Origin of the sequence: Kitasatospora sp. NPDC093558, assembly GCF_040683475.1 — a bacterium.
Classification (GTDB): Bacteria; Actinomycetota; Actinomycetes; order Streptomycetales; family Streptomycetaceae; genus Kitasatospora.
The window spans coordinates 1-9,566 of the sequence record NZ_JBFBDY010000237.1; the positions used below are offsets into that span (position 1 = coordinate 1).

7 protein-coding genes are annotated in these 9,566 nt (G+C 72.3%); all 7 read left to right on the forward strand.

Annotated features, from left to right (window positions below):
- Positions 1-11: 11 nt before the first annotated feature.
- Positions 12-2,945, forward strand: a complete 2,934-nt coding sequence (locus AB0O00_RS21410; RefSeq protein WP_363654079.1) for an EAL domain-containing protein — start codon at positions 12-14, stop codon at positions 2,943-2,945.
- Between the two features lie 332 nt (positions 2,946-3,277).
- A complete protein-coding gene (locus AB0O00_RS21415; RefSeq protein WP_363654067.1) occupies positions 3,278-5,134 on the forward strand; it encodes an acetolactate synthase large subunit in 1,857 nt (618 codons plus the stop codon).
- A 30-nt stretch (positions 5,135-5,164) separates the two neighbouring features.
- Positions 5,165-5,689 carry an acetolactate synthase small subunit gene (gene ilvN, locus AB0O00_RS21420; protein WP_363654069.1) on the forward strand — a complete coding sequence of 175 codons (525 nt, stop codon included), beginning with the start codon at positions 5,165-5,167 and terminating at the stop codon, positions 5,687-5,689.
- Positions 5,690-5,791: 102 nt separating this feature from the next.
- Positions 5,792-6,790, forward strand: coding sequence for a ketol-acid reductoisomerase (gene ilvC / locus AB0O00_RS21425; protein WP_363654071.1), 999 nt, complete (start codon positions 5,792-5,794; stop codon positions 6,788-6,790).
- 211 nt (positions 6,791-7,001) lie between these two features.
- Positions 7,002-8,582: a phosphoglycerate dehydrogenase gene (gene serA / locus AB0O00_RS21430; RefSeq protein WP_363654073.1), complete on the forward strand. Its 1,581-nt coding sequence runs from the start codon at positions 7,002-7,004 to the stop codon at positions 8,580-8,582.
- A 342-nt stretch (positions 8,583-8,924) separates the two neighbouring features.
- On the forward strand, positions 8,925-9,086 hold the full coding sequence (locus AB0O00_RS21435) for a hypothetical protein (RefSeq protein ID WP_363654075.1): 162 nt from the start codon (positions 8,925-8,927) through the stop codon (positions 9,084-9,086).
- Between the two features lie 226 nt (positions 9,087-9,312).
- The coding region (locus tag AB0O00_RS21440) for a hypothetical protein (protein WP_363654077.1) at positions 9,313-9,566 on the forward strand (254 nt) is incomplete at its 3' end.

Below are 9,566 nucleotides of genomic sequence, written 5' to 3' on the forward strand. Positions count from 1 at the left end.
CGCTACGCCGCCTGCGGGAGGGCCGCGCCCTGCCCGGCCTCTCCCTCGGCGCCCTCTGCCTCGGCTACGCGTGCGGCGCCGCGACCGGCTGGGGATCCCACCAACTCGCGGTCTTCATGGGTGATTTCGGGCTCGCCGCGGCGGCCCTCGCAGCGGCCCTGTCCTGCCTGGTGTATGGCTGCACGGTCGGCGGCCACGCCCGGCCGGCCTGGCTGCTGTTCGGCCTCTCCTCGCTCACCGTGGCCTTCGGCAACGGCACCTGGGGCTGGTACGAGCTCGTCGAGCGCACCGCCCTGCCGCAGGACTCGCTCGCCGCGTACGCGTTCCTGCTGTTCGCCCCGCTCTCCATCACCGGCATCCTGGTGCTCGCCCAGCGACCGCGCTCCGCGGCCGGCTGGCTCTGCCTCCTGCTGGACGGCTGGCTGATCGCCGGCTCGCTGTTCACCCTCAGCTGGAGCCTGGCGCTCGGCCGGATCGCCGCCGGCGAGGGCGGCTCGGTGCTGACCCTGGCCCTCAAACTGGCCTACCCGGTGCTGGACATCCTGCTGGTCAGCCTGGTGGTCGGGCTGCGCTTCGGCGGCCGGGACGGCAACCGGGCGGCCGTGCACACCGCGATGATGGCGCTCGCCGTCACCGTGATCTGCGACGCCCTGTTCACCTCCCCGGCGCTGCACAGCAGCTACCACTCCGGCGAACTCCTCGACGCCGGCTGGTTCTCCGGCAGCCTGCTGCTGGCCTGGGCGCCGTGGTCGCCGCGCTGGCGCCGCCCGCTGCGCGAGCACCCGTCGGCCGGCGGCCTGCCGCGCCGCCGGGTGGCCACCACGTTCAGCGCGCTCACCCCGTACGCCGCCGCGGCGGTCTGCACCGCCGGGATCCTCTACAACGCGCTCGGCGGGCGCCAGCTCGACCGGGTGGTGGCCGCGGCCGCCTGCACCGTCGGCCTCGCGCTCATCCTGCGCCAGGGCGTGATGCTGCTCGACAACCTCTCGCTCGCCCAGGAACTCGCCCACAAGGAGGCGCACTTCCGCTCCCTGGTGCAGGGCTCCAGCGACGTCATCATGATCGCCGGCGCCAACGGCGTCCTCTCGTACGTCTCCCCGGCCGCGCTCGGCGTCTACGGGCGCGACCCGGAGGAACTGGTCGGCGGCAACCTGCTGGACCTCGTCCACCCCGAGGACCTCGACCGGGTGCTCGGCGAGGTGCGCCGCTACCTCGCCCGGGTCCGCCTCACCGCGCACCGCTCGCCGGGCACCGCCGAGCCGTCCGCCCGGGTCGAGTGCCGGATCCGCTCCGGCGGCGGCGAGTGGCTGCACGTCGAGTCCACCGTCAGCCGGCACCGCGACGGGCTGATCCTCAACAGCCGGGACGTCACCGAACGCGTCATGCTGCAGGCCCAGTTGCAGCACAACGCCTTCCACGACCCGCTCACCGACCTGCCCAACCGGGCGCTGTTCACCCAGCGGCTGCGGGCCGCCCTCGCCGCCCGCGACCGGCAGGGCGGCCGGGGCGAGCCGGGCGCCGGGATCGCCGTGCTCTTCCTCGACCTGGACGGCTTCAAGGCGGTCAACGACAGTGCCGGCCACCAGGTCGGCGACGAGCTCCTGGTGCAGGCCGCCCGCCGCCTCCAGGGCGCCGTGCGCTGCGGGGACACCGTCGCCCGCTTCGGCGGCGACGAGTTCGCCGCGCTGGTGTGCGGCCCGCTCGGCCGCCTCCAGGTCCAGGAGCTCGCCGAGCGGCTGCGGGTCGCGCTGTCCGAGCCGTACTGGATCGGCGGCGCCGAACTCGCCGTCGCCGCGAGCATCGGCATCGCCTTCGGCACCCCCGAGCGCGGCCCGGCCGCCGACCCGCGCACCGGCGCCGACGAGCTCATGCGCAACGCCGACCTCGCGATGTACCGGGCCAAGTCCGAGGGCAAGGGCCGGGTGGTGCTCTACAGCCCCGCCATGCGGGCCGACCTGGAGCGCCGCACCGAACTGGACGAGCGGCTGCGGGTCGCCGTCCGCGAGGGCGGCTTCACGCTGCTCCACCAGCCCGTGGTGGACCTCGCCAGCGGCGCCGTGACCGGCGTCGAGGCGCAGGCCCGCTGGCGCTCGGCGAAGGGCCTGCTGCTCACCCCCGCCGAGTTCCTGCGCTCGGCCGAGCACGGCGACGCGGCCACCCGGTTCGCCCGCTGGCTGGTCCACGAGTCGGTGGCCGCCGCCGCGGACCGGCGCGGCCTGCCCGCCCTCTCCCGCTCGGGCCCCGCGCCGGTGCCCGTCGCGGTCCGCCTCTCCGCCGAGCGCCTGTGCTCGCCCGGACTGTACGAGACGGTCGCCGCCGCACTGCGCGAGCACCGGCTGCCGGCCGGCGAGCTGGTGATCGAGGTGGCCAGGATGGGCCCCGACGCCCTCGCCGACGAACTCGGCCGCCGCCTGGCGGCGTTGCGCCGGCTCGGCGTCGCCACCGTCCTGGCCGGTTACGGCGCCGGCAGCGGCTCGCTCGGCGCCCTCGCCCGGCTGCCGCTGGACGGCCTCAAGCTGGACCGCAGCCTCGTCCAGGACCTCGGCGAGTCCGCGCTCAGCCGCACCCTCGCCGGGCACGCGCTGCGCCTCGGCCGCGACCTCGGGCTGCACACCGGCGCCGAGGGGGTCGACCTGCCCCGGCAGATCGCCGCCCTCCAGGAGCTCGGCTGCCGCCAGGGCCAGGGCTCGGCCTTCGCCCCGCCGCTCGACGAGGCCCGGCTGCGCCGCGCCCTGGTGCGCCGCGGCTACCCGCTGCCCAGACCGCTCGGCTCGCTCTCCGCCCGCCGCGCGTACCTGGCCGCGGACACCCGGACGAGTGGCCGCGGGGAGCCTCCCGGAGGGCGTGTCGTACCTCACCACGGGGCCTGTGACCAGCCCGAACACCGGGCCGTGGCAGGTCCGGGCGGGGGTCCGCATGGCGAGACGGCCGTCCCACCTGCTTGACACGTGACCCCGCACGGGAGGAAGGTCGTTGCCATGCGCACCCGAATTCTCGTACTTGGCGGGCGCGTCGGCTGAGCGGGCACGCACGTCCCGCTTGTGACAGACCGACGCGCCACCCCTCGCATGCCCTTGGCACGAGGGGTTTTTTGTTGCACTGACGCTGTTCCATCCACGCAAGACCCCTGGCCACAACTGCTCCGCGAACCCCACGGAAACGGGGAAAAGCGGGACGATTGAGGCAGAGCCGGCGATCGGCCCGGACCGGGACCCCACCCTCGCAGCATTCGGGGCCCGCACCACCGGGCCGGCAAAACCCGAGAAGAGACAGGCAGATGACCGAGCACGCCGCATCCCCCCGCCGCGGGGACAACCCGGCCGCCCACGCTCCCGCTCCCCAGCACGTCGTCGAGACCATGACCGGCGCCCAGTCGCTCATCCGCTCGCTCGAAGCCGTGGGCGCGGACACCGTGTTCGGCATCCCGGGCGGGGCCATCCTCCCCGCCTACGACCCGCTGATGGACTCGGTCAAGGTGCGCCACATCCTGGTCCGCCACGAGCAGGGCGCGGGCCACGCCGCCACCGGCTACGCCCAGGCCACCGGCCGGGTCGGAGTCTGCATGGCCACCTCGGGCCCGGGCGCGACCAACCTCGTGACCCCGATCGCCGACGCCTACATGGACTCCGTCCCGGTGGTCGCGATCACCGGCCAGGTCGCCTCCAAGGCGATCGGCACCGACGCCTTCCAGGAGGCGGACATCTGCGGCATCACGATGCCCATCACCAAGCACAACTACCTGGTCACCGACCCCGCCGAGATCCCCCGGGTGATCGCCGAGGCGTTCCACATCGCGGCCACCGGCCGCCCCGGCCCGGTCCTGGTCGACATCGCCAAGGACGCCCTCCAGGCCACCACGACCTTCCGCTGGCCGGTCGAGACCTCGCTGCCCGGCTACCGCCCGGTCACCAAGCCGCACGCCAAGCAGATCCGCGAGGCCGCGAAGATGCTGGTGGGCGCCAAGCGCCCGGTGCTGTACGTCGGCGGCGGCGTGATCAAGGCGCAGGCCACCGCCGAGCTGCGGATCCTGGCCGAGCTGACCGGCGCCCCGGTCGTCACCACGCTGATGGCGCTCGGCGCCTTCCCCGACAGCCACCCGCAGCACCTGGGCATGCCCGGCATGCACGGCACCGTCCCGGCCGTCACCGCGCTGCAGAAGGCGGACCTGCTGTTCACCCTCGGCGCGCGCTTCGACGACCGCGTCACCGGCAAGCTGGACAGCTTCGCCCCGTACGCCAAGGTCGTCCACGCGGACATCGACCCGGCCGAGATCGGCAAGAACCGCCCGGCCGACGTGCCGATCGTCGGTGACGCCCGCGAGGTGCTGGCCGACCTGATCGTCGCCGTGCAGGCCGAGTTCGACGCCGGCCACAAGGGCGACTACACCGAGTGGTGGCAGAAGCTCGACGAGTGGAAGAAGACCTACCCGCTGGGCTACGAGCCGGCCCCGGCCGGGGAGCTCTCGCCGCAGCAGGTCATCGAGCGGATCGGCCGGATCGTCGGCCCGGACGCCATCTACGCGGCCGGCGTCGGCCAGCACCAGATGTGGAGCTCGCAGTTCATCCGCTTCGAGAAGCCGGCCACCTGGCTCAACTCGGGCGGCGCGGGCACCATGGGCTACGCGGTCCCGGCCGCGATGGGCGCCAAGGCGGGCCGTCCGGAGGCCGTGGTCTGGGCGATCGACGGCGACGGCTGCTTCCAGATGACCAACCAGGAGCTGGTCACCTGCGCCCTGAACGGCATCCCGATCAAGGTCGCGGTCATCAACAACGGCTCGCTGGGCATGGTCCGCCAGTGGCAGACGCTGTTCTACAACCAGCGCTACTCCAACACCGTGCTGCACGCCGGCCCCGGCCACGACGGCGTCGAGCCGCCGGAGCAGGGCGGCACCCGGATCCCCGACTTCGTCAAGCTGTCCGAGGCGATGGGCTGCGTCGGCCTGCGCTGCGAGCGCCCCGAGGACCTCGACGCGGTCATCGAGCAGGCGATGGCGATCGACGACCGCCCGGTCGTCATCGACTTCATCGTCCACCAGGACGCCATGGTCTGGCCGATGGTCGCGGCCGGCACCAGCAACGACGAGATCCAGTTCGCCAAGGGCGTCCGCCCCGACTTCGGCGACGACCTCGACTGAAGTCCCTACCCAGAACGACTGAGGAATCCCATGTCCAAGCACACCCTCTCCGTCCTGGTCGAGAACAAGCCCGGCGTGCTCGCCCGCATCGCCGCGCTGTTCTCCCGTCGGGGCTTCAACATCGACTCCCTCGCCGTCGGCCCGACCGAGCACCCGGACGTGTCCCGGATGACGATCGTGGTCAACGTCGAGGACCTCCCGCTGGAACAGGTCACCAAGCAGCTCAACAAGCTCGTGAACGTGATAAAGATCGTCGAACTCGACCAGTCCGCTGCGATCCAGCGGGAACTGGTCCTGGTGAAGGTCCGCGCCGACAACGACACCCGGTCGCAGATCGTCGAGATCGTCCAGCTGTTCCGTGCCAAGACCGTCGACGTGTCGCCCGATGCGGTGACCATCGAGGCCACCGGCAGTTCGGACAAGCTGGAGGCCATGCTCCGGATGCTGGAGCCGTACGGCATCAAGGAACTGGTCCAGTCCGGCCTGGTCGCCATCGGGCGCGGTGCCCGTTCGATCACCGATCGTTCGCTCCGCGCCCTGGACCGCAGCGCGTAACCGGCGTTTCTCACACGCTGAACAAAGACCCCACACCCCGCCGGGTGCGAATACGGTAGGCACCGCGTACCCGGCAACCATCACGCAAGGAGATGTGCCCCCGTGGCCGAGCTGTTCTACGAAGACGACGCCGACCTGTCCATCATCCAGGGCCGCAAGGTCGCGGTCATCGGCTACGGGAGCCAGGGCCACGCCCACGCGCTGTCCCTGCGCGACTCCGGCGCCGACGTCCGCGTCGGTCTCAAGCCCGAGTCCAAGTCCCGTGCCAAGGCCGAGGAGGCCGGCCTGCGCGTGGTCACCCCCGCCGAGGCCGCGGCCGAGGCCGACGTCATCATGATCCTGGTGCCGGACCCGATCCAGGCCGACGTCTACGAGGCGGACATCGCCCCGCACCTGAAGTCCGGCGACGCCCTGTTCTTCGGCCACGGCCTGAACATCCGCTTCGGCTTCATCAAGCCCCCGGCGGACGTCGACGTCTGCATGGTCGCCCCGAAGGGCCCGGGCCACCTGGTCCGCCGCCAGTACGAGGAGGGCCGCGGCGTCCCCGCGATCGTCGCGGTCGAGCAGGACGCCACCGGCAACGCCTTTGCCCTCGCGCTGTCCTACGCCAAGGGCCTCGGCGCCACCAAGGCCGGCGTCATCAAGACCACCTTCACCGAGGAGACCGAGACCGACCTGTTCGGTGAGCAGGCCGTCCTGTGCGGTGGCACCGCGGCCCTGGTGAAGGCCGGGTTCGAGACCCTGGTCGAGGCCGGCTACCAGCCGGAGATCGCCTACTTCGAGTGCCTGCACGAGCTGAAGCTCATCGTCGACCTGATGTACGAGGGCGGCCTGGAGAAGATGCGCTGGTCGGTCTCCGAGACCGCCGAGTGGGGCGACTACGTCACCGGCCCGCGCATCATCACCGACGCCACCAAGGCCGAGATGAAGAAGGTCCTCGCCGAGATCCAGGACGGCACCTTCGCCAACACCTGGATCGCCGAGTACAAGGCCGGTCTGCCCAAGTACAACGAGTACAAGAAGGCCGACGAGGACCACCTGCTGGAGACCACCGGCAAGAAGCTGCGCTCGCTGATGAGCTGGGTCAACGAGAAGGCCTGACCCGTTCCGCAACTCCCTTGTACAAGTAGGCTGCTCCCGTCCGGGTGATTTCGCCGGACGGGAGCAGCCTCGTACTCTGCCCGTCGATACACTTCCGAGTGCGCGTCAGGCCCACAGCGTCGTGCGTCTACCTACGCGGCATGCCACCTTCCCCCGCCCTCACACGCCACCGCCGTGCCCAGGGGAACCGGACAGTTAAGGACACACTGTCGTGAGCAAATCCGTAGTACTGATCGCCGAAGAGCTGTCGCCCGCCACCGTCGACGCCCTCGGCCCCGACTTCGAGATCCGCCACTGCAACGGTGCCGACCGCACCGAACTGCTCACCGCGATCGCCGACGTCGACGCGATCCTGATCCGCTCCGCCACCAAGGTCGACGCGGAGGCGCTGGCCGCGGCCCGCAAGCTGAAGGTCGTCGCCCGGGCCGGCGTGGGCCTGGACAACGTGGACGTCTCCGCCGCCACCAAGGCCGGCGTGATGGTCGTCAACGCGCCGACCTCCAACATCGTCACCGCCGCCGAGCTCGCCTGCGGCCTGCTGATCTCCGTCGCCCGCAACATCGCGCCGGCCAACGCCGCGCTCAAGCAGGGCGAGTGGAAGCGCAACAAGTACACCGGCGTCGAGCTGAGCGAGAAGGTCCTCGGCGTCGTCGGCCTCGGCCGGATCGGCGTCCTGGTCGCGCAGCGGATGTCCGCGTTCGGCATGAAGATCGTCGCGTACGACCCCTACATCCAGGCCGCCCGCGCCGCGCAGATGGGCGTCAAGCTGGTCTCGCTCGAAGAGCTGCTGGAGGTCTCGGACTTCATCACCGTCCACCTCCCGAAGACCCCCGAGACGATCGGCCTGATCGGCGACGAGGCGCTGCACAAGGTCAAGCCGAGCGTGCGCATCGTCAACGCCGCGCGCGGCGGCATCGTCGACGAGGAGGCGCTCGCGAGCGCCCTGCGCGACGGCCGGGTGGCCGGCGCCGGCCTCGACGTGTACGCCAAGGAGCCGTGCACCGACTCCCCGCTGTTCGGCTTCGACAACGTCGTCGCCACCCCGCACCTGGGCGCCTCCACCGACGAGGCGCAGGAGAAGGCCGGCATCGCGGTCGCCAAGTCGGTGCGCCTCGCGCTGGCCGGCGAGCTCGTACCGGACGCCGTCAACGTCCAGGGCGGCGTGATCGCCGAGGACGTGCGCCCGGGCCTGCCGCTCGCCGAGAAGCTCGGCCGGATCTTCACCGCGCTGGCCGGCGAGGTCGCCGTCCGGCTCGACGTCGAGGTCCGCGGCGAGATCACCCAGCACGACGTCAAGGTGCTCGAACTGTCCGCGCTGAAGGGCGTGTTCGAGGACGTCGTGGCGGAGACGGTGTCCTACGTCAACGCCCCGCTGTTCGCCCAGGAGCGCGGTGTCGAGGTGCGCCTGACCACCTCCAGCGAGAGCCCCGAGCACCGCAACGTCATCACCGTGCGCGGCACGCTCGCCGACGGCGAGGAGATCGCCATCTCCGGCACGCTGGCCGGCCCGAAGCAGACCCAGAAGATCGTCGGCGTGGACGCCTTCGACGTGGACGTCGCGCTCACCGACCACATGGCGTTCTTCAAGTACGAGGACCGCCCGGGCGTCGTCGGCGTCCTCGGCAAGCACCTCGGCGACGCCGGCATCAACATCGCCGGCATGCAGGTCGCGCGGGACGGCGGCGGCGCGCTCGCGTCCATCACCGTGGACAGCGAGATCCCGCAGGAGGTCCTCTCGGCGATCGCCGCCGAGATCGGCGCCCGCTTCGCGCGCTCGGTCGACCTGGGCTGACCTCCAAGGCCCCGGACAGGGCCCGGACCGCCGTTGCGACGGTGGTCCGGGCCCTGTTGCGTGCGTCCGGGTGACTGCCGTCTCAGATACTAGGAAATCCAAGTATTCGTGCAGACACGGCCGGTCCGGGGTCGTACCGTGGAAGAGCCATACGGTGTGCCGCCCCTGTAGCCAGGGCGCGCGGCCCGTGTGCGCGTGCGCCCCCACGGGCAGGCGACCCCTGCTCCGCGCGCCCGCCCGTCGCCCACCGCCACCCTTCTTGGGACGCGCTGCGCGCGACACCCCTGGTTCTCCCCGTCTTTTCCGCCGCGCTTCTCGCGCGCCGCTTCCAAGGAGTCCGGTATGCCTTCCACCGCCGACCGCCACGTCTCTCCCACTCCCGCCGCCACCCCCGTCCGCGCCCCGCGCCGCCGCCGGGCCGCCGAGCGGAACCCCTTCGCCGCCGCCGCGCTCCAGCGCTCGCTGGACCGCCGCGACAACGGCGGCGTGACCGGCCACCACTGACGGGCCGAGCCGTCCTGGCGTTCATCTGCCGAGTACGCCGGACGGTCTGACAGGCGGTCACCCGGAAGAGTGCACCTTGCCTCCGTCCGGGGGACGGTGCTCGCACCGCCCGGCGCGATCATCCTAATTTGGGGCCCCCGGAGGGGTGATCGACGCCCGCGCGGGCGGGCGTCAGCGACCTCCTCGGTGTGCGGATCCGTCCCCCTTGCCGGGGGAGAGGGCCCACGTGCGTCTGTCATCCGTCCGCCGTTCGCTCGCCCGGATCGGCGTCACCCTGACCCTGCTGGCGGGCACTGCCGCGCTCGCCGCCTCCCCGGCGGGCGGCAGTCCGCCGACGGATCCGCCCGGGTCCGACCGCGCGACGTCCGACCTGCTGGAACTCGGCACCGAGGCCGCCGGCCCGGCCTGGCGGCGCGCCGCCGACGGGGCCCGGCGGGCCCGGCGCTCCCCGGAGGAGGTCCGCCGGGAGGCCGCCCGGGC